Annotated in this window: 25 protein-coding genes; 9 read left to right on the forward strand and 16 right to left on the reverse strand. The window is 68.2% G+C overall.

Annotated elements, in window-relative coordinates:
* Nucleotides 1-5: 5 nt before the first annotated feature.
* The 9 genes from AC2YHA_RS03435 to miaA all read right to left on the reverse strand — a co-directional run bounded on the left by AC2YHA_RS03435 (nucleotide 6) and on the right by miaA (nucleotide 10,015).
* Nucleotides 6-311: a hypothetical protein gene (locus tag AC2YHA_RS03435; RefSeq protein WP_233782864.1), complete on the reverse strand. Its 306-nt coding sequence runs from the start codon at nucleotides 309-311 to the stop codon at nucleotides 6-8.
* A gap of 153 nt (nucleotides 312-464) precedes the next feature.
* Nucleotides 465-2,045 (reverse strand): hypothetical protein, encoded by a 1,581-nt coding sequence (locus tag AC2YHA_RS03440; RefSeq protein WP_487400376.1) that lies wholly within the window; start codon nucleotides 2,043-2,045, stop codon nucleotides 465-467.
* Nucleotides 2,046-2,135: 90 nt separating this feature from the next.
* The gene (gene leuA, locus AC2YHA_RS03445) at nucleotides 2,136-3,797 is read right to left on the reverse strand and encodes a 2-isopropylmalate synthase (protein ID WP_487400377.1); all 1,662 of its coding nucleotides are present in this window, start codon (nucleotides 3,795-3,797) and stop codon (nucleotides 2,136-2,138) included.
* 184 nt (nucleotides 3,798-3,981) lie between these two features.
* On the reverse strand, nucleotides 3,982-4,587 hold the full coding sequence (locus tag AC2YHA_RS03450; RefSeq protein ID WP_233782861.1) for a TMEM175 family protein: 606 nt from the start codon (nucleotides 4,585-4,587) through the stop codon (nucleotides 3,982-3,984).
* A 6-nt stretch (nucleotides 4,588-4,593) separates the two neighbouring features.
* On the reverse strand, nucleotides 4,594-5,232 hold the full coding sequence (locus AC2YHA_RS03455) for a YceI family protein (RefSeq protein WP_487400378.1): 639 nt from the start codon (nucleotides 5,230-5,232) through the stop codon (nucleotides 4,594-4,596).
* 204 nt (nucleotides 5,233-5,436) lie between these two features.
* Nucleotides 5,437-6,456 (reverse strand): ketol-acid reductoisomerase, encoded by a 1,020-nt coding sequence (gene ilvC, locus AC2YHA_RS03460; RefSeq protein ID WP_487400379.1) that lies wholly within the window; start codon nucleotides 6,454-6,456, stop codon nucleotides 5,437-5,439.
* A gap of 128 nt (nucleotides 6,457-6,584) precedes the next feature.
* Complete coding sequence (ilvN, locus tag AC2YHA_RS03465; RefSeq protein ID WP_233782858.1) at nucleotides 6,585-7,100, reverse strand: acetolactate synthase small subunit; 516 nt, start codon at nucleotides 7,098-7,100, stop codon at nucleotides 6,585-6,587.
* A 160-nt stretch (nucleotides 7,101-7,260) separates the two neighbouring features.
* Nucleotides 7,261-9,006 carry an acetolactate synthase 3 large subunit gene (locus tag AC2YHA_RS03470; protein ID WP_487400380.1) on the reverse strand — a complete coding sequence of 582 codons (1,746 nt, stop codon included), beginning with the start codon at nucleotides 9,004-9,006 and terminating at the stop codon, nucleotides 7,261-7,263.
* 79 nt (nucleotides 9,007-9,085) lie between these two features.
* The gene (gene miaA, locus AC2YHA_RS03475; RefSeq protein WP_487400381.1) at nucleotides 9,086-10,015 is read right to left on the reverse strand and encodes a tRNA (adenosine(37)-N6)-dimethylallyltransferase MiaA; all 930 of its coding nucleotides are present in this window, start codon (nucleotides 10,013-10,015) and stop codon (nucleotides 9,086-9,088) included.
* Between miaA and serB the strand changes: the two genes are divergently transcribed.
* Together serB and AC2YHA_RS03485 are read left to right on the forward strand one after the other, a co-directional pair.
* Nucleotides 10,008-10,889 (forward strand): phosphoserine phosphatase SerB, encoded by an 882-nt coding sequence (gene serB, locus AC2YHA_RS03480; protein WP_487400382.1) that lies wholly within the window; start codon nucleotides 10,008-10,010, stop codon nucleotides 10,887-10,889. The genes miaA and serB overlap by 8 nt on opposite strands.
* 262 nt (nucleotides 10,890-11,151) lie before the next feature.
* Complete coding sequence (locus tag AC2YHA_RS03485) at nucleotides 11,152-11,526, forward strand: Dabb family protein (RefSeq protein ID WP_487400383.1); 375 nt, start codon at nucleotides 11,152-11,154, stop codon at nucleotides 11,524-11,526.
* Between the two features lie 16 nt (nucleotides 11,527-11,542).
* On the opposite strand, the gene AC2YHA_RS03490 is transcribed toward AC2YHA_RS03485, so the two are convergent.
* The gene (locus tag AC2YHA_RS03490) at nucleotides 11,543-12,523 is read right to left on the reverse strand and encodes an SPOR domain-containing protein (RefSeq protein ID WP_233782853.1); all 981 of its coding nucleotides are present in this window, start codon (nucleotides 12,521-12,523) and stop codon (nucleotides 11,543-11,545) included.
* Between the two features lie 167 nt (nucleotides 12,524-12,690).
* Between AC2YHA_RS03490 and AC2YHA_RS03495 the strand changes: the two genes are divergently transcribed.
* From AC2YHA_RS03495 to AC2YHA_RS03505, 3 genes are read left to right on the forward strand one after another with little or no spacing between them, the layout of a single operon-like run.
* Nucleotides 12,691-13,404 carry an AAA family ATPase gene (locus tag AC2YHA_RS03495; RefSeq protein ID WP_487400384.1) on the forward strand — a complete coding sequence of 238 codons (714 nt, stop codon included), beginning with the start codon at nucleotides 12,691-12,693 and terminating at the stop codon, nucleotides 13,402-13,404.
* 1 nt (nucleotide 13,405) lies between these two features.
* Nucleotides 13,406-13,966: a hypothetical protein gene (locus AC2YHA_RS03500; RefSeq protein WP_487400385.1), complete on the forward strand. Its 561-nt coding sequence runs from the start codon at nucleotides 13,406-13,408 to the stop codon at nucleotides 13,964-13,966.
* 9 nt (nucleotides 13,967-13,975) lie between these two features.
* Entirely contained in the window at nucleotides 13,976-15,322 is a 1,347-nt protein-coding gene (locus AC2YHA_RS03505; RefSeq protein ID WP_487400386.1) for an SPOR domain-containing protein, read from the forward strand.
* Between the two features lie 161 nt (nucleotides 15,323-15,483).
* Here the strand turns inward: AC2YHA_RS03505 and AC2YHA_RS03510 are convergent, their stop codons facing one another.
* Nucleotides 15,484-16,707, reverse strand: a complete 1,224-nt coding sequence (locus AC2YHA_RS03510; RefSeq protein WP_487400387.1) for a dihydroorotase — start codon at nucleotides 16,705-16,707, stop codon at nucleotides 15,484-15,486.
* Nucleotides 16,704-17,693 (reverse strand): aspartate carbamoyltransferase catalytic subunit, encoded by a 990-nt coding sequence (locus tag AC2YHA_RS03515; RefSeq protein WP_233782848.1) that lies wholly within the window; start codon nucleotides 17,691-17,693, stop codon nucleotides 16,704-16,706. Before AC2YHA_RS03515 ends, AC2YHA_RS03510 begins: the two co-directional genes overlap by 4 nt.
* A gap of 176 nt (nucleotides 17,694-17,869) precedes the next feature.
* On the opposite strand from AC2YHA_RS03515, the gene AC2YHA_RS03520 reads away from it, so the two are divergent.
* Entirely contained in the window at nucleotides 17,870-18,199 is a 330-nt protein-coding gene (locus AC2YHA_RS03520) for a PilZ domain-containing protein (RefSeq protein WP_233782847.1), read from the forward strand.
* Nucleotides 18,200-18,339: 140 nt separating this feature from the next.
* Here the strand turns inward: AC2YHA_RS03520 and ruvX are convergent, their stop codons facing one another.
* Both ruvX and AC2YHA_RS03530 read right to left on the reverse strand, forming a co-directional pair.
* Entirely contained in the window at nucleotides 18,340-18,801 is a 462-nt protein-coding gene (gene ruvX, locus AC2YHA_RS03525) for a Holliday junction resolvase RuvX (RefSeq protein ID WP_233786584.1), read from the reverse strand.
* A 111-nt stretch (nucleotides 18,802-18,912) separates the two neighbouring features.
* Nucleotides 18,913-20,019, reverse strand: coding sequence for a DUF3089 domain-containing protein (locus AC2YHA_RS03530; RefSeq protein ID WP_487400388.1), 1,107 nt, complete (start codon nucleotides 20,017-20,019; stop codon nucleotides 18,913-18,915).
* Between the two features lie 154 nt (nucleotides 20,020-20,173).
* On the opposite strand from AC2YHA_RS03530, the gene gatC reads away from it, so the two are divergent.
* Together gatC and gatA are read left to right on the forward strand one after the other, a co-directional pair.
* Nucleotides 20,174-20,461 (forward strand): Asp-tRNA(Asn)/Glu-tRNA(Gln) amidotransferase subunit GatC, encoded by a 288-nt coding sequence (gene gatC, locus AC2YHA_RS03535; protein ID WP_233782845.1) that lies wholly within the window; start codon nucleotides 20,174-20,176, stop codon nucleotides 20,459-20,461.
* A complete protein-coding gene (gene gatA / locus AC2YHA_RS03540; protein WP_487400389.1) occupies nucleotides 20,461-21,945 on the forward strand; it encodes an Asp-tRNA(Asn)/Glu-tRNA(Gln) amidotransferase subunit GatA in 1,485 nt (494 codons plus the stop codon). The genes gatC and gatA overlap by 1 nt, the downstream gene beginning before the upstream one ends.
* Before the next feature lie 464 nt (nucleotides 21,946-22,409).
* Here the strand turns inward: gatA and AC2YHA_RS03545 are convergent, their stop codons facing one another.
* Together AC2YHA_RS03545 and AC2YHA_RS03550 are read right to left on the reverse strand one after the other, a co-directional pair.
* Nucleotides 22,410-22,595, reverse strand: a complete 186-nt coding sequence (locus AC2YHA_RS03545) for a hypothetical protein (RefSeq protein ID WP_233782843.1) — start codon at nucleotides 22,593-22,595, stop codon at nucleotides 22,410-22,412.
* Nucleotides 22,596-22,781: 186 nt separating this feature from the next.
* A complete protein-coding gene (locus tag AC2YHA_RS03550; protein WP_487400390.1) occupies nucleotides 22,782-23,579 on the reverse strand; it encodes an FkbM family methyltransferase in 798 nt (265 codons plus the stop codon).
* 105 nt (nucleotides 23,580-23,684) lie between these two features.
* Between AC2YHA_RS03550 and gatB the strand changes: the two genes are divergently transcribed.
* The gene (gene gatB, locus AC2YHA_RS03555) at nucleotides 23,685-25,142 is read left to right on the forward strand and encodes an Asp-tRNA(Asn)/Glu-tRNA(Gln) amidotransferase subunit GatB (protein WP_233782841.1); all 1,458 of its coding nucleotides are present in this window, start codon (nucleotides 23,685-23,687) and stop codon (nucleotides 25,140-25,142) included.
* Nucleotides 25,143-25,276 lie beyond the last annotated feature (134 nt).

Genomic DNA, 25,276 nt, shown 5'->3' on the forward strand with positions numbered 1-25,276 from the left:
GTGGATCAGCGATAATAGCCGTAGCCGTTCCACCCGCCTCGGTCGTAATCGCGATAGTGGCGATGATGGCGCCGTTCCCGTGCCCAGCGGCGGCGCTGCTCCCAGCGATAGCGGTCCCACCGGCTCCACCGGTCGCGGCGATCCCAGCGATCGTGATGGCGATAGTCGCGGCGGCCGTCATAGCGGGGGCCGTCATAATAGCCGCGGCCGTAATATCCGCGGCCATGGTCATAATATTGCGCCGACGCGACACCGGGCACCGCGATCGCGGCGGCGGCGGTGAGGCCGAGCAACAAGGTCTTCAGGGTCATGTCCGATCTCCTGCGGGTCTTCGCATCATCGGCGAATAGTGCAGGCCGGCTGAGGCGGCGCTGAACCCGATCGGCAGCCGAGGTTCAGGATCGGTGAGCACGGGATGTAGAACACCCGCGCCCGGAGCAGTTGGCGGAGAACTGACCCATCCGTCACTCCGGATTGGCCCGGTGCGTCGTCACCGCTCCTTCGTAGTCGGCGATGATGCCTGGGCCGTTGACCCCCGTCCGATCGGCGGTCGAGGGCGGGTAGTTGTCGCGCAGCGACCGCGTCATCGCCTGGTCGATCGCCTCGCCGATGTCGGTGAGCTGTCCCATCGCGTCGCTGACGTCCTGTTCGGCGCCGGCTTCGGCGCTGCTGCCGAGATGATCCCAGAAGGCATCGACGAGCTGACCGCCGAACGCTTCGCCGAGCGGACCGGTCTTGCCGAGCACCTGATCGGTGAGGAGATCGGTGATGGTGCGGATCGATTCGATCTGCTGGTCGGCGCTATCACGGGTGCTCTTGACGTAGGACGCCGCGGCGCCCTGCATCGAGCCGAGCAGCGTGCCGAACTGCATCGCCGCCTCGGTGCGCTGCGCCTCGTTGGGAGCGCCCGCGCCGGGGCGCGCGCCGACGATGTTGCCGAGCTGCGCCATCTCGTCGCCGATCGCCTGCTGGGTGGCGGCCTTGCCGTCGAACTCGCTGTTGAGCATCACGTTGCGCATGAAGCGCTCGGTGAGCGAATGGTAGGGCGTCGGCGGCTTGGCGTCACCGCCGCGGTCGTTCCAGCTTCCCGCGTAGGTGGTCTCCTGGTTCAGCCGGCTGAGGTTGCGGTCGAAGTAGGCGCCGAGGTCGTTGAGCCCCGCGGAGCGGTCGAGCACGTTCGATTCGCCACTGAGATCGACCATGGCGCTGAAGACCTTGTCGAACTTGGCTTGCGCGTAGAGGTTGTTGGTGCCGGCGAGCGCGGAGGCGACCGCGTCGAAGCCGCCGCGGCCCGACGGCGGGTTGCCGTAGGCGTTCATCGGCAGCCGATCCATCAGCTGGATCAACTCGCCGGGATTGGGCTGGTCGGCGATATGGGCGATGATGCCGTTGGCCGCGGCCGAATAGCCGTGCTTTGCCGCCATGCCGGCGATATCGGCGGCGGCGGTCAGCGCCTGGACGCCGCGCATCCCGTTCTGGGTGTTGATGTCATAGCCGTTGCGCCCGGCATCGGTGCGCAAGTCGTAGGCGACCTGCTGCAGCACTGCACCGTCGGTGGCAGTGCTGAGCAGCTGGCGCACCCCGTCCGACGCTGGATTGCGTGACGGATCGACCAGCGAATGGATCTGATCGGCGTCGAGCCGGCCCGAATCGATGTTGCGGCCCATCGCCGCGGTCACCTGCTCGCGCAGCTCGGGCGTGGCGGGATCGGTATAGGCGACGCCGATCTGCTCGAGCGCAGTCACCAGCTCGCCGCGTGCGCGATCGTCGAGCCCGCCCGCCTGGGTGCGGAAGCCGGAGTCGGAGCCACTCGCGAGATCGACCACGCGGGCGATATATTCGTCCTTCTGTGCCTGACTGAGATCGGGATCAGCCATGGTCTGCTGGATCACATAGGCCGGGTCGCCGTGATATTCCTGGGCAAAGCGTGCGGTCTGCTGGACTGCCTGCTCGACCTTCGGGTCACGGGCGCCGTTCTGGCTCGGCGCCAGCTGTTGCGCCTGCGTCGCGGAAACCGCACCCGAACCGCCTGCTGCATCCAACATCCGAACTTCTCCTGCGCGAAATGGTGCTTGGCGCAGGAGTCTTTCAGCAACGGCCGGAACCGTCACTAAACGATTCGATTAGATGCAGGCTCAGCCAGCCGCGTTCGCCGCCCCGATCGCCGCCCGGACCGAAGCCGTCGCCACGTCGCTGTCGATGCCGACGCCCCACACGGTTCGGCCGTCGGGCGTGCGACATTCGAGATAGGTCGCCGCCTGCACGTCCGTCCCATGGCCGATGGCGTGCTCGTTATAGTCGACCACCTCCAGCGCCTGGCCGGTCGCTTCCGCCAGCGCGGCGACCACGCCCGAGATCAGGCCGTTGCCGCGGCCGGAGATCGAGCGCTCGGCGCCGTCGACCCGTACCCGGCCTACGAAAAGCCGGTCGCCGGGCTGGCCGCTCTCCTCATAGTCGGTGAGGGCGATGCGATCGTCTGCGCCCGGCAGGTAGGTCGCCTCGAACAGCCGCCAGATGTCGGCGGCATCGAGCTCGCGGCTGGTCTGGTCGGCGAAGGCCTGGACGTGGCGGCTGAAATCGGCCTGCAGCCGCTTGGGGAGCTTCAGCCCCTTGTCCTGCTCCAGCACCCAGGCGACGCCGCCCTTGCCCGACTGCGAGTTGACGCGGATCACCGCCTCGTAGTCGCGCCCCAAGTCCTTGGGATCGATCGGCAGATAGGGCACGTCCCAGAGATCGTCGTTGCGCGCTTCCTGCGCCGCGAAGCCCTTCTTGATCGCGTCCTGGTGCGATCCCGAGAAGGCGGTGAAGACCAGGTCGCCCGCATAGGGATGGCGCGAGTGGACGGGGATGTTGTTGCAATATTCGACCGTCTTGATGACCTCGTCGATGTCCGAGAAGTCCAGGCCCGGGTCGATCCCCTGGGTATACATGTTGAGCGCGACCGTCACCAGGTCGACGTTGCCGGTGCGCTCGCCGTTGCCGAACAGGCAGCCTTCGACGCGGTCGGCGCCGGCCATCAGCCCCAGTTCGGTCGCGGCGACGCCAGTGCCGCGGTCGTTGTGGGTGTGGAGGCTGATCACCACGCTGTCGCGGTCGCGGATGTTGCGGCCGAACCATTCGACCTGGTCGGCATAGACGTTGGGCGTCGCGCATTCGACCGTCGCCGGCAGGTTGAGGATCAGCGGCTTCTCCGGCGTCGGACGCAGCACGTCCATCACCGCCTCGCACACCTCCAGGCTGAAATCGAGCTCGGCGGTGGAGAAGGTCTCGGGGCTGTATTCGAAGCGCCAGTCGGTGCCGGGATAGGCCGCGGCCTGGTCACGCAGCACCTTCACACCGTCGACCGCGATCTGCTTGATCTCCTCACGGCTCATGCCGAACACGATGCGGCGCCATGACGGCGAGATGGCGTTGTAGAGGTGGACGATCGCGGTCCGCGCGCCCTCCAGGCTCCTGAAGCTGGTCTCGATGAGGTCGCGGCGCGACTGCGTCAGGACCTGGACCGTCACGTCCTCGGGGATGCGGTCCGAACGGACCAGGCTCGAGATGAAGTCGAACTCGGTCGCGCCGGCGGCGGGGAAGCCGACCTCGATCTCCTTGAGGCCGACCTTGACCAAGAGGTCGAAGAAGCGGGTCTTCTTCTCCGCATCCATCGGGTCGATCAGCGCCTGGTTGCCGTCGCGCATGTCGGTGGAGAGCCAGCGCGGCGGCTTGGCGATGACCGCCGACGGCCAGCGCCGGTCGGGCAGGTCGATGGTGGGGAAGGGGCGGTACTTGGTCTCGGGATTGCGCAGCATGGGTCGTCTCGCGGGCTTCGCGGTTGGCGGTCGGGTCGGTTGTGGCCCTTAGGCGGGTCGCGGCGCCCGCGGGCGCACGGCGAGGGTCGCGCCTAAGGGCGCGTAAGTCGAAGAAGCAGCGAGAGGCGAAGCGCCTGCGTCATGCGCCTTGCGTTAGCCACAGCAGAGGGGTGCTGTCCAGCGTCTATCGCGCGAAGAGCCTGTCAAGCGGTCCGTACGGCAGGAACCACAGCACCGCGACCAGCGCGGCGGCGGCGACGCCGAACCAGGGCGAGACGAAGGTGAGCAGGGCGCCGGCAATATAGATCAGCGTCGCCACGATCGCCTTGCGGATGGTCTGGCGATGATAGGTTTCTGCGGCCTCGCCCTGCCGGCCGGTGACGCGGATCACCCGCTGGAGGAAGGTGTAGGCGATCGCTGGGAACAGCATCGTCGCCAGATAAACCCAGGTCGCCTCGCGGCTGAAATGATGCTCGCCGAGATAGCTGGTCGAGAACGGCACCAGGCTGAGCGTGAACAGCAGCAGCATGTTCCACCAGATCAGCCCGTTGGTGACCCGCGTCGCATGGCCGAACAGGCGATGGTGGTTGACCCAGTAGATCGCGACATAGGCGTAGCTCAGCACATAGGCGAGGAACACCGGCCACAGCGTCCACAGCCGGTCCATCCCCTCGGCGACCGGCGGGTGGAGCTCGAGCACCATGATCGTGACGATGATCGCGACCACGCCGTCGGAAAAGGCCTCGACCCGGCCGACGCCGGGGCGGCCTTCCTCACCTTCCTCCGCCATGCCGTCTTACTTCGCGAAGGCGGCAGCGATGTCGAGCTTGACCTCGTCGGAGACGAGCGGGATGCCCATCGTCACGCCGAAATCGCTGCGCTTGATCGTGCCGGTGGCGGTGAAGCCGACGTTCTCCTTACCGCCCATCTGCTCCGGCATCTTGCCTGCGCCGTAGAATTCTGCGGCGAGCGTCACCGGCTTGGTGACGCCGTTGAGCGTGAGGTTGCCGGCGATCGTCGCCGACTGGCCGGCGACCGTCACGCTGGTGGAGACGAAGCGCGCATCGGCGGGCGAGGGGCCGAAGAAATCGGGCTTGCCGCCGTCCTTGCCGGCGCGCAGCAGGTGGGCGGTCAGCGCTTCGTTCGCGGTGGTCACCTTGGCGACCGGGATGGTCACGTCGACCTTGGCCGCGCCGGGGTTCTTGGGATCGAGCGTCAGCGTGCCGGTGACGCTGCCGAAGATGCCGAAATAGGGCGTGAAGCCGAGGTGATCGACCTGCCAGCGCACCAGCGTATGGCCGGGATCGACCTGATAGGTGCCGCCGGTGATCGCGGCGGGGTTCTTCGATCCCGGCGCCTGCATCCCCTGCTGGGCGACGATCGGCGCGGCGACTGCAACGGTGGCGATGACGGAAGCGAGCACGATACGGCGCATGAGCGACTCCCCTGAAAGTCGATGCGCCATCCTCGCGTCGAAACGAGGCGTCGTCAAACGCCTCGTGCCCGGGGAATGAAATCTGCGTCTCTTTTCATCGTCATCCCGGCGAAAGCCGGGATCTCATGCCACAAACACTGGGCTCGTGGCTCGAGATCCCGGCCTGCGCCGGGATGACGACCGGCGTCCTGACGACGCCGATCGTCAGTTCTTGTCCTTGTCGACCAGCTTGTTGGCGCCGATCCACGGCATCATCGCGCGCAGCTCCGCGCCGACCTTCTCGATCGGATGCGCCGCGGCCAGCTTGCGCGCGGCCTTGAGCTCGGGCTGGCCCGCGCGGTTGTCGAGCACGAAGTCCTTCACGAACCGCCCGCCCTGGATGTCGGCGAGCACGCGCTTCATCTCCTTCTTGGTCTCCTCGGTGATGATGCGCGGACCGGTGGTGATGTCGCCGTACTCGGCGGTGTTCGAGATCGAGTAGCGCATGTTGGCGATGCCGCCCTCGTACATCAGGTCGACGATCAGCTTCACCTCGTGGAGGCACTCGAAATAGGCCATCTCGGGCGCGTAGCCCGCCTCGACCAGCGTCTCGAACCCGGCCTGGATCAGGTGGGTGAGGCCGCCGCACAGCACCACCTGCTCACCGAACAGGTCGGTCTCGCATTCCTCGCGGAAATTGGTCTCGATGATGCCCGACCGGCCGCCGCCGACGCCCGAGGCATAGGCGAGCGCAAGGTCATGGGCGTTGCCCGACGCGTCCTGGTGCACGGCCATCAGGCAGGGCACGCCGCCGCCGCGGACATATTCGCTGCGGACGGTGTGGCCGGGGCCCTTGGGCGCGATCATGATCACGTCGATGTCGGCGCGCGGCTCGATCAGGCTGAAATGGACGTTGAGGCCGTGCGCGAAGGCGATCGCCGCGCCGGGACGGAGATTGGCGTGGAGATCGTCGGCATAGATTGCCGCCTGATGCTCGTCGGGCGCGAGCACCATCAGGATGTCGGCCCACTTCGCGGCGTCGGCGTTCGCCATCACCTTGAAGCTGGCATCCTCCGCCTTCTTCGCGCTCGCCGAGCCGGGACGAAGCGCGATCGCGACCTCCTTCACCCCCGAATCGCGCAGGTTCTGCGCATGGGCATGGCCCTGGCTGCCGTAGCCGAGGATGGCGATCTTCTTGGCCGTGATCAGGTTCAGATCGGCGTCGCGATCGTAATAGACACGCATTTCCCGGTATTTCCCTTTCTATTCGCCATCCCGGCGAAAGCCGGGATCCAGAGCCAGGCAGGTTCCCGCCTGTGACCCTGGACCCCGGCTTTCGCCGGGGTGACGGGTTGGTTTCATTTCCTTCGAACTCAGGCCGCCTCCGCCCCCCGCGCGATGGCGACGATGCCGGTGCGAGCGACCTCGACCAGGCCGAGCTCGTCCATCAGCTCGACGAACTTGTCGATCTTCTCGGTCGCGCCGGTCACCTCGAACACGAAGCTGGCGGTGGTCGCGTCGACCACGCGGGCGCGATAGACCTCGGCGAGGCGCAGCGCCTCGATGCGATGGTCGCCCGTGCCCTTCACTTTGACCAGCGCCAGCTCGCGCTCGACGTGGGGACCGAGGGCGGTCAGGTCCGTCACTTTGTGCACCGGCACCAGCCGCTCGAGCTGGGCGATGATCTGCTCCATCACCGGCGCCGAGGCGGAGGTGACGATGGTGATGCGGCTGATGAGATCGTCCTCGCTGATCTCCGACACCGTCAGGCTCTCGATATTGTAGCCGCGGGCGGTGAACAGGCCGGCGATCCGGGCGAGGATGCCCGGCTCGTTGTCGACGATCACGGCGAGCGTATGCCGCTCGCGCTGCTCTTCCTTGATGTGCATGGCTCTTCTCAGATCCTCCCCGGGACGGGGAGGGGGACCAAGGCGCGTAGCGGCTTGGTGGAGGGGGTGGGCGGCAGGCGGTGCAGCAGGTGGAGGGCCCCCTCCACCATCGCTCCGCGATGGTCCCCCTCCCCGTGCCGGGGAGGATTTATATGTGCCATCACACCAGCGCCTTGGCTTCGTCGTCCATTTCGCCGGAAACCTCGGCGGCCTGGAGGAGCATCTCGGTATGGGCGGCGCCCGACGGGATCATCGGGAAGCAGTTGGCGAGCTTGGCCACGCGGCAGTCGACGATCACCGGCCCGTCGTGCGCCAGCATCGCGGCGATGCCGTCGTCCAGCTCTGCGCGCGTGTCGATGCGGATGCCCTTCCAGCCATAGGCCTCGGCCAGCTTCACGAAGTCGGGCAGCGCGTCGGAATAGCTTTCCGAGTAGCGCGACTGGTAGGTCAGCTCCTGCCACTGGCGGACCATGCCCATATATTCGTTGTTGAGGATGAAGATCTTGACCGGCAGGCGATACTGGGTCGCAGTCGCCAGTTCCTGGATGTTCATCTGGATGGACGCCTCGCCGGCGATGTCGATCACCAGCGCGCCCGGGTTGCCGAGCTGCGCGCCGATCGCGGCGGGCAGGCCATAGCCCATCGTGCCGAGCCCGCCCGAGGTCAGCCACTTGTTCGGCGCCTCGAATCCGAAATGCTGCGCGGCCCACATCTGGTGCTGGCCGACCTCGGTCGAGATGATCGGCGCGCGATCCTTGGTCGCCTCGTAGAGCGCGCGGATCGCGCGCTGCGGCATGATCGTCTCGCCGCTCTCGGCGAAGTCGAGGCATCTGGCCGCGCGCCAGCCGTCGATCCGCGCCCACCATTCGGACAGGTCGGGCTTGGGATGCTGACGCGCCTTCCACAGCTTGACCATCGCTTCCAGCGCATGGCCGGCGTCGGCGATGATGGGGAGGTCGATCCGCACCGTCTTGTTCACCGAGGAACGGTCGATGTCGATATGGACCTTGCGGCTGTTCGGGCTGAATGCGTCGAGCCGGCCCGTCACGCGGTCGTCGAAGCGCGCGCCGATCGCGATGACGAGGTCGGCCTGGTTCATCGCCCAGTTCGCCTCGTAGGTGCCGTGCATGCCGAGCATGCCCAGCCATTGCGGCGACGAGGCGGGCAGGGCGCCGAGCCCCATCAGCGTCGAGGTGACCGGCGCGCCGGTGATCTTCGCCAGCTCGCGCAGCATCTGCGACGCTGCCGGCCCCGCGTTGATCACCCCGCCGCCGGTGTAGAGCACCGGGCGCTCGGCGGCGGCGAGCATGTCGACCGCGGTCTCGATCGCGGGAAGGTCGGGCTTCACCTGCGGGCGATAGGTCTTGTGCTGGATCGGGCCCGGCCTCTCGTAGCGCGCGGTGGCGACCTGGACGTCCTTGGGAATGTCGACCACCACCGGGCCCGGACGGCCGGAGGTGGCGATGTGGAACGCCTCATGGATCGTCGCGCCGAGCGTCGACGGGTCCTTCACTAGATAATTGTGCTTGGTGCAGTGCCGCGTGATGCCGACGGTGTCGGCCTCCTGGAAGGCATCGGTGCCGATCAGCGCCGTCGGCACCTGGCCGGTGATCACCACCATCGGGATCGAATCCATCAACGCGTCGGTGATGCCGGTGACCGCGTTGGTCGCGCCCGGTCCAGAGGTGACCAGCACCACGCCCGGCTTGCCCGTCGAGCGCGCATAGCCCTCGGCGGCATGCGTCGCCGCCTGCTCGTGACGGACGAGGATGTGGCGGATCTTCTTCTGCTTGAACAGCGCGTCGTAGATCGGAAGGACCGCCCCGCCCGGATAGCCGAACACGACCTCCACGCCGAGATCGCCGAGCGCCTCGACCAGGATATCGGCTCCGCTTTTCTCGGCCACGGTTCGGTCCTTTCTTCGCAGGTGCAATAGCACCGGGTGGAGGCGGCCTGCTAGTCGCAGGAAAACTACGTGTCAACGCTTATCGTGGTAATCTTATTTCAAATTCACTCATAAGAATGGATGTTTCTGTCTTATCCGTGCGACGCCAATCGGCCGGCGGCTGATGGCGGAACCAGGTGTATTGCCGTTTGGCATATTGCCGCGTCGCCGCCTGGGCGCGAGCAATCGCTTCTTCGCGCATCGAAAGTCCGGCCAGCCAGTCACCGATTTCCCGTACCCCGATGGCCCGGCGAACCGGCGCGGTTTCGGGAAGGTCGCGGGCGAGCAGCGCCTCCACCTCCTCGACGGCGCCTTGCTCCATCATCGCCTCGAACCGCGCATCGCAGCGCGCCACCAGCCAGGCGCGATCGGGGAGCAGGACGAGCGGGACGAGGCGATGATCGCCGGCGATCCCGCCGACACGCTCCGCCTGCCATGCCGCGAGCGGGCGGCCGGTCGAGCGGATCACCTCCAGTGCGCGGGCGATGCGGGTGGTGTCGGTGGGGCGGAGACGCGCTTCGGCAACGGGATCGGCATCGGCGAGTGCGGCACGAGCCCCGGCGACCGGCAGCGCGCGAACCTCGGCGCGGATGTCCGGATCGATCTCCGGCACCGGCGCGATGCCGTCGAGCAGGGTGCGCAGATAAAGGCCGGTGCCGCCGACGAGGATCGGCAGCCGCCCCTCCGCGACCGTCTCGCCGATCGCCGCCTTCGCCTCCTCCGCCCAGCGCGCGGCGGAATAGCCGAGGTCGGCTCCGTCGACATGCCCGAACAGCCGATGCGGCGCACGCGCCTCCTCCTCCGCGCTCGGGCGGGCGGAAAGGAGGCGCAGGTCGGCATAGACCTGGCTCGCGTCGGCGTTGATCAGCGTACCGCGATGCCGCTCGGCCAGCGCCAGCGCGAGCGCCGACTTGCCGCTCGCGGTCGGTCCTGCGATGAGCGCCAGCAGCGGGAGGTCGGACGTGTTCATTGCGACATTGATAGCAGCCGGAAAGCTTTCGGCGGGAGATTTGTCGGAAGCCGCCGATCGGCTCGCCGCGGCCGGTTGCGTGCCCGGAGCATGGCGATGGCTCGACGAGGGCGCCGCCGCGGACCTTCCGTTCGCGCACAATCCGGAAATCGCCCGCGGTGTGCTGGAGGGCGCCTTCGCCGCGACCGACGTCGTCGTGCAGTCGGCGGAGGGCCGGGCCAAGGCGTTGCTGGTCGCCGACATGGATTCGACGATGATCACCGTCGAGTGCATCGACGAGCTCGCCGACTATGCCGGCATCAAGCCGCGGATCGCCGAGGTGACCGAGCGGGCGATGAGGGGCGAGTTGGATTTCGCCCAGGCGCTCGACGCGCGGGTGGCGCTGCTCGAGGGGCTGGACGAGAGCGCCATCGACCGCTGCCTCGCCGAGCGGGTGCGGATCATGCCGGGCGCCAAGGCGCTGGTCCGCACGATGCGCGCGCGGGGGGCGCATACGGTGCTGGTGTCGGGCGGCTTCACCCGCTTCGCCGAGCCGGTGGCGGCGGAGATCGGCTTCGACCGCGCCATCGCCAACCGACTCGTCATCGCCGAGGGCAGGCTGAACGGCAAGGTGGAGAAGCCGATCGTCGATTCCTCGACCAAAGAGACGACGCTGCTCGGCGCCATCGCCGAGCACGGCCTGGCGCCCGAGGCGACGCTGGCGGTCGGCGATGGCGCCAACGATCTCGCGATGATCCGCAGGGCCGGCCTCGGCGTCGCCTATCATGCCAAGCCGATCGTCGCCGCCGCTGCCGGGGCGCGGATCGACCATGGCGACCTGACGGCGCTGCTGTGGGCGCAGGGGATCGGCCGGCAGGATTGGGTAGAAGGTTAGGACTGATCGACATTCAGCGTCGAGGCGCTTCTCATACTCGTCATGCCGGACTTGATCCGGCATCCAGGGCCACGAGCGGCGTCGCCTGTAACTCTGGATCCCGGGTCAAGCCCGGGATTGCGCTGAAAATGGGGTTGCGGCGTCCTGGCAACTCAAATGTCGATCCGCCCTAGGATTGTCGCCGGCGGTGCTGCACCCTAACCTTAGAAGGCAAGCGGGAAGAGGGCGCGTAATGGAAACCGATCGCAGGAGCGTTATGACGATGATCGCAGCTGGCGGCGCGGCCGCCGCGGCGGGCCCCGGCGCGGCCGCCGCAACGCCTATCTCCGCGAAGCTGGTCCATCATGTCCTGTTCTGGCTGAAGAATCCCGGTTCCGCCGAGGATCGCGAGCAGCTGATCGCGGGTCTGCGGACGCTCGGGGGTATCGAGGCCATCCGCGGCCTCCATATCGGCGTACCCGCGCCGACCGAGGCGCGCGACGTGGTCGATGCCAGCTATGACGTGTCGGAGCTGATGTTCTTCGACAGCGTCGCCGATCAGAAGATCTATCAGGATCATCCCATCCATCAGCAATTCGTCGCCAAGTGCAGCCACCTGTGGCGCAAGGTGGTCGTCTACGACACGCTGAAGGCCTGAGCGGCGCGACCAGCCGCTATCTCCGCACCGGCACGCACTCGCTGCCGGCGCGCTTGATGGTGCTGCAGGCCTGGGTTGCGGCGGCGCTGCTGGGGAAGGGGCCGACCTGGAGCTTGGTCAGCTCGCCTGCCTTGACGAAATAGGGCGTGAGCCCGCCGACCGCGCCCTTGCGCTGGAGCGTGGCGAACAGGCCGTGCGCATTGCCGGTCTCGCGGAAGCTGCCGAGCTGTACCCGCCAGCCGCCGTCGACGCGCGGGGCAGGGGAGGGACGCGACGCATCCCGCCTGACCGGCGGCGCGGGGGGCGGACTCGGCCGCCGAGTGTCGTTCGCCGCGACGCGCTCCGGAGCCCGCGTCGCCGGCACCGGCGCGGCCTCGATCGGACGGACGGGCCGGTCCTCGCTCGCGGCAAGTGCGCTGGTCGTCTGCGCGCGCTGGGCCTGCGCTTCATATTGCCGCGCCAGCTCGGTGCCGCGCTGGCGGTCGGCGAGGCTGATGGCACTGTCCATCTGCGCCAGCGCGCTCGACGCCTGCGGCAGCCCGGCGGCGGAGGCGCGTGTCACCAGCGCATAGGCCTTCACCCAGTCGCGCCTCACCGTGTCGCCGTTGAAATACATAGTGCCGAGCACATACTGCGCCCGCGGCTCGCCGCGGCCGGCGGATTTCTCCAGCCACGGCAGCGCCTGGTCGCGCTTGTTGTTCTGGAACAGCGCGAGCCCGTAATTGTCCTCAGCCTGCGGATGGCCCTGCTGCGCGGCCTTGCGGTACCATTCCTCGGCCATCGCCAGATCGACCGGCACGCCGCGCCCGAGCTTGTAGGCCTGGCCAAGATTGAACTGCGCATCGGGATCGCCGGCCAGCGCCGGGCCGCGCCATTCCTCGACCGCCTTCTTGTATTCGCCGCGCCCCCAGGCATCGACGCCCGCCTTCACGTCGGCGGCGGCCGGCACTGCCAGACCGGCGGCCAGCACCGCCGCACCCAACCATGCATGTCTCATCGCCTGCGTCTCCTGGCTCAAGGGATATGCCCTTTGGCCGGCAATTGGCAAAGCTTCCGTTAACCACGGGCCCGGCCGCCGGAAATCGCCTCCCGGCCCATTAACCAGTTCTTATTGGAAGGCATGGCACTGCCCGCATCCAGGAACAGATGGGCTCAGGGGTGGCAATGCGCGTACTCGCGATGGCATCGCAGAAGGGCGGGTCCGGAAAGACGACGCTTTCCGGGCATCTCGCCGTGCAGGCGCAGATGGCGGGCGCAGGCCCGGTCGTGCTGATCGACATCGACCCGCAGGGGTCGCTCTCCGACTGGTGGAACGAGCGGGACACGGATTTCCCGGCCTTCGCCCAGACCACGGTCGCACGGCTCGCCGCCGATCTCGAAGTGTTGCGCCAGCAGGGCTTCCGCCTTGCCGTCATCGATACGCCGCCGGCGATCACCATGGCGATCCAGAGCGTGATCGCGGTCGCCGAGCTGGTCGTGGTCCCGACCCGGCCGAGCCCGCACGACCTGCGCGCGGTCGGCGCCACCGTCGACCTGTGCGACCGCGCCGGCAAGCCGCTGATCTTCGTCGTCAACGGCGCCACGCCCAAGGCGCGCATCACCAGCGAAGCCGCGGTCGCGCTGTCGCAGCACGGCACCGTCGCGCCGGTGACGCTGCACCACCGCACCGATTTCGCCGCGTCGATGATCGACGGCCGCACGGTGATGGAGGTCGATCCCAACGGCCGCTCCGCCGCCGAGGTCGAGGCACTGTGGACCTATGTCTCCGACCGGCTCGAGAAGAATTTCCGCCGCACCGTGTTCGCCGCGCCGGCCCAGGGCGTCGGCTTCCCCGCGGCGCGGCCTCAGGGTGGCTTCGGCCGCCGGGTGGTGAGCTGACATGGCCGCGATCGGAAACAGCAAGCCGCTGGCCTCGCTCTCCTCGGGGCTGCTCGCACGCAAGGGACAGGCACGGCCGGCGATGCGGCCGCAGGGTTTCCACGGCACGGGCCTCAGCCTGGAGGATCTCGGCTGGAACGACATGGGCGACGCGCAGGAACTCCCCACGCCCGCGCCGGTGCAGCCGCTGCTCTCCTCGATCGAGCCGCCCGCCGAGGCGCCGGTGCCGCCGGTGCTGGTCGAGCGCCGGGCGCTCCGCCGGGAGTTCGACGAACCGGTCGCCGAACCGGCTCCCGCCCCGGCCGCCCATGTCGAGGAGGAGGTCCGCCCCGTCTCGATCGCGACCGCCGCGCGCATCCAGCGCGAGGTCCGCGCCGGCAAGCCCAGGGCGGCATTCACGCTGCGCCTCGACCCCGAGCGCCACCTGCGCCTCCGCCTCGCCTCGGCGTGCCGCAACCGCTCCGCGCAGGCGCTGGTCACCGAGGCGCTCGACGCCTTCATCGCTTCGCTTCCGGAGGTCGAGCCGCTGGTCGGCCAGCTCTCCCGCCCCGACAATGCCTGAGGGGATAACATGACGTTCCGCACCACCATCGCCGCTGCCGCGCTCGTCGGGGTGACGCTCGCCGGCAGCATCGCCGCCACCGCCGCGAGCGACACCGGCGCCCCGCGCCGCGCCGCCGAGCAGGCTGGCATTGCCGCCAAGGCGCTGGCCAGGCACAAGGCCGGGCAGGCGGTGACGGCGGCGGAGGCCGCGGTGGCTCTGCAGCCGCGCGAGGCGAGCTATCGCACGCTGCTGGGGCAGGCCTATCTGATGGCCGGCCGCTTCGTCTCGGCCGGCGAGGCGCTCAAGGATGCGCTGGCGCTCAATCCCGCCGACGGCGCCGCGGCGCTGCACCTCGCGCTCGCGCAGATCGGCACCGGCGACTGGGGCGGCGCGCGCGAGACGCTCGATGCGCACCGCGACAGCATTTCCGCGGCCGACCGCGGCCTTGCGATGGCGTTGGCCGGCGATCCGGTCGGCGCGGTCGAGCTCCTGATCCCGGCGGCACGCGCGCCCGAGGCGGATGCGAAGACCCGCCAGAACCTCGCGCTGAGCCTCGCGCTTGCCGGCCGCTGGAGCGATGCCAAGACCGTCGCCGCGCTCGACGTGTCGCCGGCAGAGGTCGACAAGCGCATCGTGCAATGGGCCGCCTTCGCGCGCCCGAGCTCCGCATCCGACCAGGTCGCCGCGCTGCTCGGCGTGACGCCGGTCGAGGACGCCGGCCAGCCGCAGCAGCTCGCCCTCAGCGTGACGACGCGCGCCGTGGCCGTCGTCGCGCAGGTGGTCGATCCGGTCGACGCCTTCATGCCCGGCACCGGCGAATCACCCAAGGCTGTTGCGGAAGCTCCGGCAGCCCCGTCGGCGAGCGAGGGGGCCATGCCCGCACCGGCACCGGCGCGGGTCGAAACGGTCGCCGAAGCCGCTCCCGCGGTCGGAGTCTCGTTCGCGCCGCGCCAGGAGATCGTCCAGCCGATCCCGGTCGCGCGGGTCGCCCAGGCGCGGCCCATCGCCACGCGGAAGCCGGCCGCCATCGTCAAGGCCCAGCCGCACAAGGCTTTCGCGCCCGCCACCGGCAGCTACTTCGTCCAGCTCGGCGCCTATGAGAATGCCGCTATTGCCCAGGAGAAGTGGGGAGGCCTGAGCCGCCGCGTCGCCGCGCTCTCGTCGCTGCAGCCGCAGGGGATGCAGGCGACGGTGAACGGCGCCAGCTTCTACCGCCTGTCGGTCGGCGGCTTCACGCGTGCGGACGCGGTGCGGCTCTGCGCCAACGTCAGGCGCGTCGGCGGCCGCTGCTTCGTACGCGGCGCGGTGGGCGAGACGATCGCGAGCTGGTCCAGGCCCCGCAATGGCGGCGGCGTCCAGCTGGCCGCGCGCTGACTTCAAATCCCTCCCTGGAGGGGAGGGGCTAAGGTACGCCTCTAGCGGCTGTCCTGTTCAGATTGAAGCAGCGTCGGTGCTCCTGCGAAGGCAGGAGCTCTGGCCGCAAGCGACATCCCGATGATCCAGGGCTCCTGCCTTCGCAGGAGCACGATTCCATTTCATCCGGACCGACTCCAGGCCAGGATCTCCTTCCCGCCCTTGAACATCCGGAGCACGCGGCCCTGCACCGGCAGGCCGTCGAACGGCGTGTTGCCGAGCGCCTCGGCATCGATCTGCCACGGCGTGTCCGGGTCGAACAGGATCAGGTCGGCGGGGCGGCCGGGCTCCAGCGTACCCGTCTCCAGCCCCAGCACCCTGGCCGGATTGGCGGCGAGCAGCGCGAACAGCCGGTCCGGCGGCATCTCCGCATCACGCGCGAGGCCGAGCGCCAGCGCGAGCAACGTGCGCGTGCCTGCCGCCCCCGGCGCCGAATCGGCGAAGGGCAGGCGCTTCTCCTCGGGCCCGCGCGGATCGTCGCCGGAGGCGAGCACGTCGATCGTGCCGTCCTTGAGCGCGGCCAGGCACGCCCGGCGATCCGCCTCGCTCCGCAGCGGCGGCGACAGGTGCGCATAGGTACGGAAATCGCTGACGGCGATGTCCGACAGCAGCAGGTGCGCCGGTGTGATCCCGCAGGTGACGGCGACGCCGCGCCGCTTGGCCGCGCGGACCAGGTCGAAGCCCGCTGCCGTGGTGACCTGCCGGAAATGGATTCGCGCGCCGGTCTCCTCCGCCAGCATCAGGTCGCGCGCGATCGCCAGCGCCTCGGCGATCGCGGGCGCGGAGGGGAGGCCGAGCAGGGTCGCGGTCAGCCCGTCGGTGGCGACCGCCTCGCCAGTGAGGCCGGTATCCTCGGCATGGCTCACCACCGCCAGGCCGCAGTCGCGGGCATAGGCGAGCACTTTGCGCATCAGCCCTGAATCGGCGATCCAGCGCCGTCCCGTCGCCACCGCGCGCGCGCCGGCCGAGGCGTTGATCGCCATCTCGGCAAGGTCGGTGCCGGCCAGCCCCCTGGTTGCGGCACCGAGCGGATGGACCCACAGCTCCGGCTTGCCCATCGTCGCGGCGCGGCGGACGATGCCGGGATCGTCGAGCACCGGCGACTGGTCGGGCATCAGCGCGACGCGGACCACGCCGCCGTCGCGGCACGCCGCCTTGTCGACCGCGAAGGCGCCGAGATCGACGATGCCGGGCGCGAGCGTCTTGCCCGCGCAGTCGATCACTGTGGCATCGGCGGGCACATCCTCGCCGGCGGCGATCGTCTCGCCCTCGATCAGCAGCGTGCCGTGGCGGATGCCGTTCGCCGGGCAGACGATGCGGGCGTTGGTGAAGGCGATCCGGCTCATGCCCAGCCCTCCACGCCGCGCTCGGCTCGCGTCAGCACGTCGAGGCAGGCCATGCGCACCGCCACCCCCATCTCGACCTGCTCGGTGATCGCCGAGCGGCTCGGGTGATCGGCCACGCTCGAAGTGATCTCGACCCCCCGGTTCATCGGCCCCGGATGCATCACGAGCGCGTCGTCCTTGGCCCGCGCCAGCCGCTCGGGCGTGAGGCCGTAGCGTGCATGGAACTCGCGGGTCGAGGGGATGAAGCCGCCCGACATCCGCTCGTTCTGGACGCGCAGCATCATCACCACGTCGGCCCCCTCCAGCGCGGCGTCGAAATCGGTGAAGGGCGTGACGCCGAATGCCTCGATCGCCGGCGGCATCAGCGTCGAGGGCGCGCACACCCGCACCTCCGCCGCCAGCGCGGTCAGCGCCAGGATGTTCGACCGCGCGACGCGGCTGTGGAGCAGGTCGCCGCAGATCACCACCCGCTGCCCCTCCACGCGCCCGCGCCGCCGCCGGATCGTCAGCGCGTCGAGCAGCGCCTGCGTGGGGTGCTCGTGCCGCCCGTCGCCCGCGTTGAGCACCGGACAATCGACCTTGTCCGCGATGAGCTGCACCGCGCCCGAGCTCATGTGGCGGATCACGATCACGTCGGCGCGCATCGCGTTGAGCGTCACCGCGGTGTCGATCAGCGTCTCGCCCTTCTTCACGCTGGACTGGGCGGCGTGCATGTTGACGACGTCGGCGCCCAGCCTTTTGCCCGCGATCTCGAACGACAGCAGCGTGCGCGTCGAGTTCTCGAAGAAGGCGTTGATCTGCGTCAGCCCCGCCAGCCGCCCGTCGCCCTTGGCGCGGGTGCGGTTGGCGTCGATCCACTGCTCGGCCTCGTCGAGCAGGAACATGATCTCGTGCGGCTGGAGGCCGGCGATGCCGACCAGATGCCTGTGCGGGAACGCCTCGCGTCCCCTGAGGAGCGCGGCGGGTCGGTGATCGGATGCTGGCATTAAAGCCGACCGCTAGCGCGTGGGCCGGCGCCGGGCAAGCCTGGCGACGGCTCCCTTGCCGGCTCGTTGTTGTGACGGTACGAATCGGCGCGGGCAGCGGATTTCGATTCGCGCCTCGCGGATTAACCAATCGTTTACCATCGGCGCGGCACAGTCCCGGCAGGGAGGGAGGCGGCATGGCTTCCAAAGCGGTGCATATGGCGGATGAGGCGGCGCCGGTCGAACGGCGCGCGGCGCGGCGCGTGCCGACGCCGATCTCCTGCGTCAGCATCCATCGCGTGATGGGCGAGCCGCGCGAGGCGATCCTGCGCGATCTCTCGATCTACGGCTGCCGCATCGAGGGCGACCGTCCGCGCAAGCCCGGCGCCTCGGTCCAGCTCAGCCTCGACGGCAGCGATCCCGTCGCCGCGCGCGTGGTGTGGCGCGACGGTGCGATGATGGGCTGCCGCTTCGATACCCCGATCGACCGTTCGCTGCTCCGCGCGATCGTCCTCAAGCTCGTCTAGGTATCTGACTCTGTTCCCCGGCGAAGGCCGGGGCCCAGTTGCAAGACAACTCGGGTGGCGGGATACCACCTCCCCTTCACCGATACTGGACCCCGGCCTTCGCCGGGGAACGGCTTGCTTCAATCCGGCAGGATCACCTTCTAGACGTTCACCAAAGCATCGATCGCCGCCTGCAGGATGTGCGCGGCGGCGAGGCTGTCGACACGCTCGGCCCGCTTGGCGCGGGAGAGATCCTGTTCGATCATCGTCCGCTCGACCGCCACGGTCGACCAGCGCTCGTCCCACAGCAGGATGGGCAGGCCCCAGTCCTCGACGTTCCGGGCAAAGGCGCGCGTCGACTGCGTGCGAGGGGAATCGCTGCCGTCGAGGTTGAGGGGAAGTCCGATCACGACCCCCTTCACCGCCTGCGGCCCCAGCATTGCCGCGAGCGCGGCCTTGTCCGCGGTGAACTTGGTGCGCCGGACCAACGGGGCAGGGGAGGCGAAGCTCCAGCCCGCATCGCACAGCGCCGTGCCGATCGTCTTCGTCCCGACGTCGAGCCCGAGCAGGCGACCGCCGTCGGGAAGCGTCGCATGGAACTGTGTTGGATCGGTGGTGATCATATCCCTACCCGTCATGCCGGACTTGTTCCGGCATCCACGGTGCCGCCAATCCTTCGGCTGCGGAACTTGCTGCACAGTGGATGCCGGAACAAGTCCGGCATGACGGGTAAGTTACTTCCGCGCCTGGAACGCCTTCAGCCGCCGCTCCGCGTCCGCGCGCACGTTCGCCCAGAACAAGCTGTAGTCGAACACATGATAGTTATTCCCCGGCAGCACATAGGGCCCGACCTCCGGCCCGCTTCCGATCAGCAGGAACCCGCGCCCGTCGCACCGCGCCGGCACCCGGCCCGGCTGCAGCGTCGCGCCGCTGAGATCGGCATTGGGGAACAGCGTACCGAGGTTGGCGCTCGCCGGCGCCGTCGCGCCGGGCGTGCCGGTCAGTGGGTTGGTGCAGATCATCGGCGTTCCCTTGCGCGGCGCGCCCGTGAACCCCTTGGTCCCGTCGAAGGTGTCGACGATCAGCGACGGGTCGGCGGGCTCGGCGAAGCTCTGCCACGACAGGATGCAGCCGGCCTGGTCGGCCGCGGCGCACTCCGGCAGCCCGAGCGCCGGCAGGTCCGCGGTGCGCGACACCGGCCAGCCGACGACATAGGCCGCGACGATCCGCTTCGCGAGCGGCGTTCCGGCAATGCGGTCGTGCAGCAGCCGCGTCAGGTGGAGCGCCCCCTGGCTGTGCCCGGCCAGGATGATCGGCCGGTCGCCCGCTTCCTCCAGGAACCGGTCGAACGCGAGCGTCACATCGCCATAGGCTAGGTCCAGCGCCTTTTCGGCATCCGCCTGATTGGTCAGGAACGCCCCGAACGTCGCCTGGCGATAGCGCGGCGCCCAGATGCCGCCGACGCCGTTGAATGCGCTCGCCTGCCCCCGCAGGAACAGTGCGGCGCGATCGTTCGCCTCCCTGTTGTCGAGCGGCGCGTTCCAGCGCGCCCGGTCGAGATACGAGGTCGGATGGATGAAGAACACCGCCGCCGCCGGAGTCTTGGCCGGCGCCATGCCGGCAGGCGTCCACAGCGCCGGATTGCCCGGCAGGTCGGGCTGCGCGATCCACATGTCGCGCCGGGCATAGATGCCCCGTGCCATCGCCGGCTGCGCCTGGAACGACGTGCCCGGCACCAGCGCCTGCCGGAGCAGTTGCACGCCGAACAGGCGGTAGGCGAAGGTGGCGGCGATGGCGAGCACGATCAGTCCTGCGATGACATAGAGGAATTTCCTGGCCACCCCGGCGACTCCATTGTGCAGTGCAGCATATTCGTAGCGGCTGCAATCGCAACCGCCGTGCCCCATGGTTGCTCATTGCGCAATCGCCCCATGCTTCTGTCAGTGCGCATCCGAGGTTGCGCTGCGGCGGGGGCGGGTGCTAGCCGCGCTCCCCATGTCCATCGACATTGCCACCGTGAAGAAGGTCGCGAGCTTGGCGCGCATCGCGATCACCGAGGAGGAGGCCGAGCGCCTCGCTCCCGAGCTTGCCAACATCCTCGGCTGGATCGAGCAACTGGGCGAGGTCGACACCTCGTCCGTGCAGCCGATGACCGCCGTCATCCCCAACCACCTGCGCCTGCGCGACGACGTCGTCACCGACGGCGGCGTGCGCGAACAGGTGCTGGCGAACGCGCCCCAGGCCGAGCACGGCTTCTTCACCGTGCCGAAGGTGATCGAATAATGGCCGAGCTCACCGATCTCGGCGTCGCCGCCATCCGCGACGGCGTCCGCGCTGGCGACTTTTCCGCGCGCGAGGTGGCGGACGCCTTCGTTGCCCGCGTCAGCGCGGCCAAGGCGCTCAACGCGTTCCTGGTCGAGACCCCCGATCACGCGCTCGCCGCCGCCAAGGCGGCCGACGACGCGCGCGCCGCGGGCGAGGAGCTCAAGCCCCTTGCCGGCGTGCCGATCGGCATGAAGGACCTGTTCTGCACCGCGGGCGTGCCGGCGACCGCGGCCAGCCACATCCTCGAAGGCTTCACGCCGACCTACGAATCGACCGTGTCGGGCAATCTCTGGCGCGCTGGCGCCGGGATGCTCGGCAAGCTCAACATGGACCAGTTCGCGATGGGCTCGTCCAACGAGACGAGCCATTTCGGCAACGTCATCTCGCCATGGCGCCGCAACGACGGCGGCAATGCCCCGCTCGCGCCGGGCGGCTCCTCGGGCGGAAGCTCGGCGGCGATCGCGGCGCGGTTGTGCCCGGGCGCTACCGGAACCGACACCGGCGGCTCGATCCGCCAGCCGGCGGCGTTCACCGGCATCTCGGGCATCAAGCCGACCTACGGCCGCTGCTCGCGCTGGGGCGTGATCGCCTTTGCCTCCTCGCTCGATCAGGCGGGGCCGATGGCGCGTGACGTGCGCGACTGCGCGATCCTGCTGGAGGCGATGGCGGGGTTCGATCCCAAGGATGCGACCTCGCTCGACCTGCCGGTGCCGCAGTGGGAATCGGGATTATCAAGCGATCTCAAGGGCAAGCGGATCGGTATTCCCAGGGAGTATCGGGTCGACGGCATGCCCGCCGAAATCGAGGCGCTGTGGCAGCAGGGCATCGACTGGCTGAAGGACGCCGGCGCCGAGGTGGTCGAGGTGTCGCTGCCCCACACCAGATACGCGCTGCCGGCCTATTACATCATCGCGCCGGCGGAGGCGTCGTCGAACCTCGCCCGCTACGACGGCGTGCGCTACGGCCGGCGCGAGCTGCCCGAGGGCGCAGGCCTGCAGGACATGTATGCGGCGACGCGCGCGGCCGGCTTCGGCGACGAGGTCAAGCGCCGCATCATGATCGGCACATATGTGCTCTCGGCCGGCTTCTACGATGCCTATTACACTCAGGCGCAGAAGGTCCGTGCACTGATCGCGCGCGACTTCGAGCAGGTGTGGGAAAGCTGCGACCTGCTGCTGACCCCAACCGCGCCTTCTGCCGCCTTCGCGCTCGGCGAGAAGAGCGCCGATCCGATCGCGATGTACCTGAACGACGTCTTCACCGTGCCGTCGAGCCTCGCGGGCCTGCCGGCGATGAGCGTGCCGGGCGGCCTCGACGCGGGCGGCTTGCCGCTCGGCCTCCAGATCATCGGCAAGCCGCTCGACGAGCAGGGCGTCCTCGACGCCGGCCTGGCGATCGAGCAGCGTGCGGGCTTCACGGCCCGGCCGGATGCCTGGTGGTAGGATGATCCGGCCGATGCGCTCGGCCGGATCGTCGGGAGCCGTTGGTCCGGCAGCGTGAGGGGAATCTGCGCTACTCTCCCTGCGTGGCGAGAAAATATAATTCCTTGGTACTACCTCTATTGGAGTAGGCAGGTAGTTATCGCTGCTTTTCCTGAAGCAATGGATGCAAACCGGGCATTTATAGACTATAATCGCCGTACAGCGTGCCCAGTTGACGCGGGAAACGGGGAGCCGATGGATCGAGCGACGTATTCGACTGCTCGACGGATGCTACACAAGATCGCGGGCAGGACGATCGAATTTGCCTTGGCGAAGAACAAGGCCGGCGTGATCCGGATGCGTTACCTTGCAAGACAGATCTACGATCTGATGCCCTTTCAACAAGTACCTCGTATCACGCACCAACCGACCCGCTCCGCCCAGTCGAAGACGGCGCCGCGCACCGGGAAATCGCGCAAAAGACGTTAGCTGTGCAAATCCGAGGCGTTCTGCAACGCGTGGCGTAGCAACATGCTCAGCTCGGCGACTGCGTCTTCATCATCATTCAATGACGAAATGCAGAGCTGTTCCAGGAGGGCCGCTACCGCGAACTCGGTCGCGTCATCAGCCTCGGCAGGCAATTCTTGGCGCCGCGCCTCGTTCCCGGTCATGCCTTCCGCCTCGTCAGGTCACTGGCCTGGATAGCCATAATATCAACGGTGCCGGTCTCGGCGCAAGCACAATAATGCAATATCATCACTTCGCTCTCATCTGAAATTCGCCGATCTTCGCCTCTCCGGATCTGAATGACATGATCTTCGCCATGTGAATATTCGTGGTGCGACGCCAAACGCTCCCTAAAACTGCTCCATCCGCCGGATCAGCGTCGTGATCGGCCAGCGATAGTGCATGTCGTGCGTGCGCGGCAGCGGATTGTCGCGGAACGGCAGTTCGATCACCATCCGCCTGATCCTGCGCGCCAGGTCGAAGGGGATGCGCGCGGTGATCTCATGCTCCGATCCCTCGATGTCGATCTTGAGCAGATCGATCTCGCCATGCCGCTCGACGATCTCGGCTAGGACGCGGTTCGAATCGACCGCCGGCACCGTCATCTGCCGTGCCGAGGCATAGCCGATTCCGCCATAGCGCCCGGTCGGCTCCCATCCGAACTGCGCGGTACCGTCATGCTCGGCCACCGCGGCCTCGGACAGGTGGTAGCGATCCTCGAACCCGCGCAGATTCTGCCGCAGCCGCGCGACGTTCTGCGGCAGCGGCTCGTGGCAATAGAGGGTGGAATAGGGATTGCGCGTCAGGAAATAGAGGCTCGATATCCCGACGTTCGACCCGAAATCGACGACGATCCGGTCGGTGCGCGATTGCCCATAATCCTTCCAGAAGAAAATCTCGTTGATCGTCAGAATATCCTCCGGCGAAAAGGCAGTCACGCCGACCGGTCCGATCGGTGTCCTGAGGTCGATGGTCACGGGGTAGGATCCCTGGCCGGTAACGTAGCGCTTAAGGAAATTGATCGGGCTATAGCAATGGAGTAATACTTTCAGGGTACCGGAGTAGCTTTGGTAACGCAGCGCCGCCTTCGCCGTCGAGGTGAAGGATCGTTTATGGTGGAAGCCATATTGCAGCCCCGCGGTCGACATCAATTCGACTCCGCTACTTTACTGCACAGTTGCACGGCCCTTCGGCCCTCGCAAGACCGCTGGACCGGGCTTTCCAACGATCCGTCGACGCCATATGGGGGCGGCATGTCTGCAGAATATCGCATCCAGGGCGCCACGGGTGAGTGGGAGGTCGTGATCGGCCTCGAGGTCCACGCCCAGGTCACCTCCAACGCCAAGCTGTTCTCGGGCGCCTCGACCGCTTTCGGCGCAGAGCCCAACACCCAGGTCAGCCTGGTCGACGCGGCGATGCCCGGCATGCTGCCGGTACCCAATAAGGAGTGCATCCGTCAGGCGGTGCGCACTGGCATGGCGATCGACGCGCAGATCAACAAATGGTCGCGGTTCGACCGCAAGAACTATTTCTACGCCGATCTGCCGCAGGGCTATCAGATCAGCCAGCTCTACCATCCGCTGGTCGGCGAGGGCGCGGTGGAGATCGAGGTCGACGACGCGACCAAGACGGTCGGTGTCGAGCGCATCCATGTCGAGCAGGACGCGGGCAAGCTGATGCACGACCAGCATCCGACCCGCAGCTACGTCGACCTCAACCGCTCGGGCGTAGCGCTGATGGAGATCGTCAGTCGCCCGGACATGCGTTCACCTGCTGAAGCGGGAGCTTATCTCCGCAAGCTCAGATCGATTCTGAGATATGTCGGCAGCTGCGACGGCAACATGGAGGAGGGCTCCATGCGCGCTGACGTCAACGTGTCGGTCCGCAAGCCGGGCGAGCCGTTCGGCATCCGCACCGAGACCAAGAACGTCAACTCGGTCCGCTTCGTCATGCAGGCGATCGAGCATGAGGCGATGCGCCAGGTCGACGTGCTGGAGGCGGGCGGCCGCGTGGTGCAGGAGACGCGACTGTTCAATCCGGACACCGGCACGACGCGGTCGATGCGCTCCAAGGAGGATGCGCACGACTATCGCTATTTCCCCGACCCGGACCTGCTCCCGCTCGAGCTCGACGACGCCTTCCTCGAGGAATGCCGCGCCAGCCTGCCCGAGCTGCCCGACGCCAAGCGCGCGCGCTACGAGGCGCTGGGGATCACCCCCTATAATGCCGGCGTGCTGACCGCCGAGGTCGAGACCGCGCGCTGGTTCGACGCGCTGCTCGAGGCCGGCGCCGCGCCCGTCCAGGCCTCCAACTGGGTCGCTTCCGAGCTGTTCGGGGCGCTGAACCGCCTCGGCAAGGACATCACCGAATCGCCGGTCTCGCCCAATCAGGCTGCCGAGCTGCTCGGCCTCGTCGCCGACGGCACGCTGTCGGGCAGCCTCGCCAAGCAGGTGTTCGAGGTGATGCTGGAGACCGGCGGCGACCCGGCGAAAATCGTCGAGGAGCGCGGCCTCAAGCAGACGTCCGACACCGGCGCGATCGAGAAGGTCATCGCCGATGTCCTCGCCGCCAATCCCGGCCAGCTCGAACAGTATCGCGCCGGCAAGCAGCAGCTGTTCGGCTTCTTCGTCGGCCAGACGATGAAGGCGATGGGCGGCAAGGCCAACCCAGGCGTCGTCAACGAGCTGCTCAGGAAGGCGCTGGGCGGTTAGAAGCCGCCTTCAGCTGCGCCGGATCGGAGACAATATCGTTGTCCGATCGCAACAAACTATCTTGCAACTAGCCGGACCGGAGTTACCCTCCGACCGCGCGCCGATGGGGGTTTGATTCGGCGCGCGAAGGGGGG

It is taken from the genome of Sphingomonas sp. SRI_018, from assembly GCF_057586275.1.

Bases quoted from the DNA above. Each gene is read 5' to 3' on its own strand.
- AC2YHA_RS03435 (WP_233782864.1), bottom strand. From the start codon at position 311: ATGACCCTGAAGACCTTGTTGCTCGGCCTCACCGCCGCCGCCGCGATC.
- AC2YHA_RS03440 (WP_487400376.1), bottom strand. From the start codon at position 2,045: ATGTTGGATGCAGCAGGCGGTTCGGGTGCGGTTTCCGCGACGCAGGCG.
- leuA (WP_487400377.1), bottom strand. From the start codon at position 3,797: ATGCTGCGCAATCCCGAGACCAAGTACCGCCCCTTCCCCACCATCGAC.
- AC2YHA_RS03450 (WP_233782861.1), bottom strand. From the start codon at position 4,587: ATGGCGGAGGAAGGTGAGGAAGGCCGCCCCGGCGTCGGCCGGGTCGAG.
- AC2YHA_RS03455 (WP_487400378.1), bottom strand. From the start codon at position 5,232: ATGCGCCGTATCGTGCTCGCTTCCGTCATCGCCACCGTTGCAGTCGCC.
- ilvC (WP_487400379.1), bottom strand. From the start codon at position 6,456: ATGCGTGTCTATTACGATCGCGACGCCGATCTGAACCTGATCACGGCC.
- ilvN (WP_233782858.1), bottom strand. From the start codon at position 7,100: ATGCACATCAAGGAAGAGCAGCGCGAGCGGCATACGCTCGCCGTGATC.
- miaA (WP_487400381.1), bottom strand. From the start codon at position 10,015: ATGAACACGTCCGACCTCCCGCTGCTGGCGCTCATCGCAGGACCGACC.
- AC2YHA_RS03485 (WP_487400383.1), top strand. From the start codon at position 11,152: ATGATCGCAGCTGGCGGCGCGGCCGCCGCGGCGGGCCCCGGCGCGGCC.
- AC2YHA_RS03490 (WP_233782853.1), bottom strand. From the start codon at position 12,523: ATGAGACATGCATGGTTGGGTGCGGCGGTGCTGGCCGCCGGTCTGGCA.
- AC2YHA_RS03495 (WP_487400384.1), top strand. From the start codon at position 12,691: ATGCGCGTACTCGCGATGGCATCGCAGAAGGGCGGGTCCGGAAAGACG.
- AC2YHA_RS03500 (WP_487400385.1), top strand. From the start codon at position 13,406: ATGGCCGCGATCGGAAACAGCAAGCCGCTGGCCTCGCTCTCCTCGGGG.
- AC2YHA_RS03505 (WP_487400386.1), top strand. From the start codon at position 13,976: ATGACGTTCCGCACCACCATCGCCGCTGCCGCGCTCGTCGGGGTGACG.
- AC2YHA_RS03510 (WP_487400387.1), bottom strand. From the start codon at position 16,707: ATGAGCCGGATCGCCTTCACCAACGCCCGCATCGTCTGCCCGGCGAAC.
- AC2YHA_RS03515 (WP_233782848.1), bottom strand. From the start codon at position 17,693: ATGCCAGCATCCGATCACCGACCCGCCGCGCTCCTCAGGGGACGCGAG.
- AC2YHA_RS03520 (WP_233782847.1), top strand. From the start codon at position 17,870: ATGGCTTCCAAAGCGGTGCATATGGCGGATGAGGCGGCGCCGGTCGAA.
- ruvX (WP_233786584.1), bottom strand. From the start codon at position 18,801: ATGATCACCACCGATCCAACACAGTTCCATGCGACGCTTCCCGACGGC.
- gatC (WP_233782845.1), top strand. From the start codon at position 20,174: ATGTCCATCGACATTGCCACCGTGAAGAAGGTCGCGAGCTTGGCGCGC.
- gatA (WP_487400389.1), top strand. From the start codon at position 20,461: ATGGCCGAGCTCACCGATCTCGGCGTCGCCGCCATCCGCGACGGCGTC.
- AC2YHA_RS03545 (WP_233782843.1), bottom strand. From the start codon at position 22,595: ATGACCGGGAACGAGGCGCGGCGCCAAGAATTGCCTGCCGAGGCTGAT.
- AC2YHA_RS03550 (WP_487400390.1), bottom strand. From the start codon at position 23,579: ATGTCGACCGCGGGGCTGCAATATGGCTTCCACCATAAACGATCCTTC.
- gatB (WP_233782841.1), top strand. From the start codon at position 23,685: ATGTCTGCAGAATATCGCATCCAGGGCGCCACGGGTGAGTGGGAGGTC.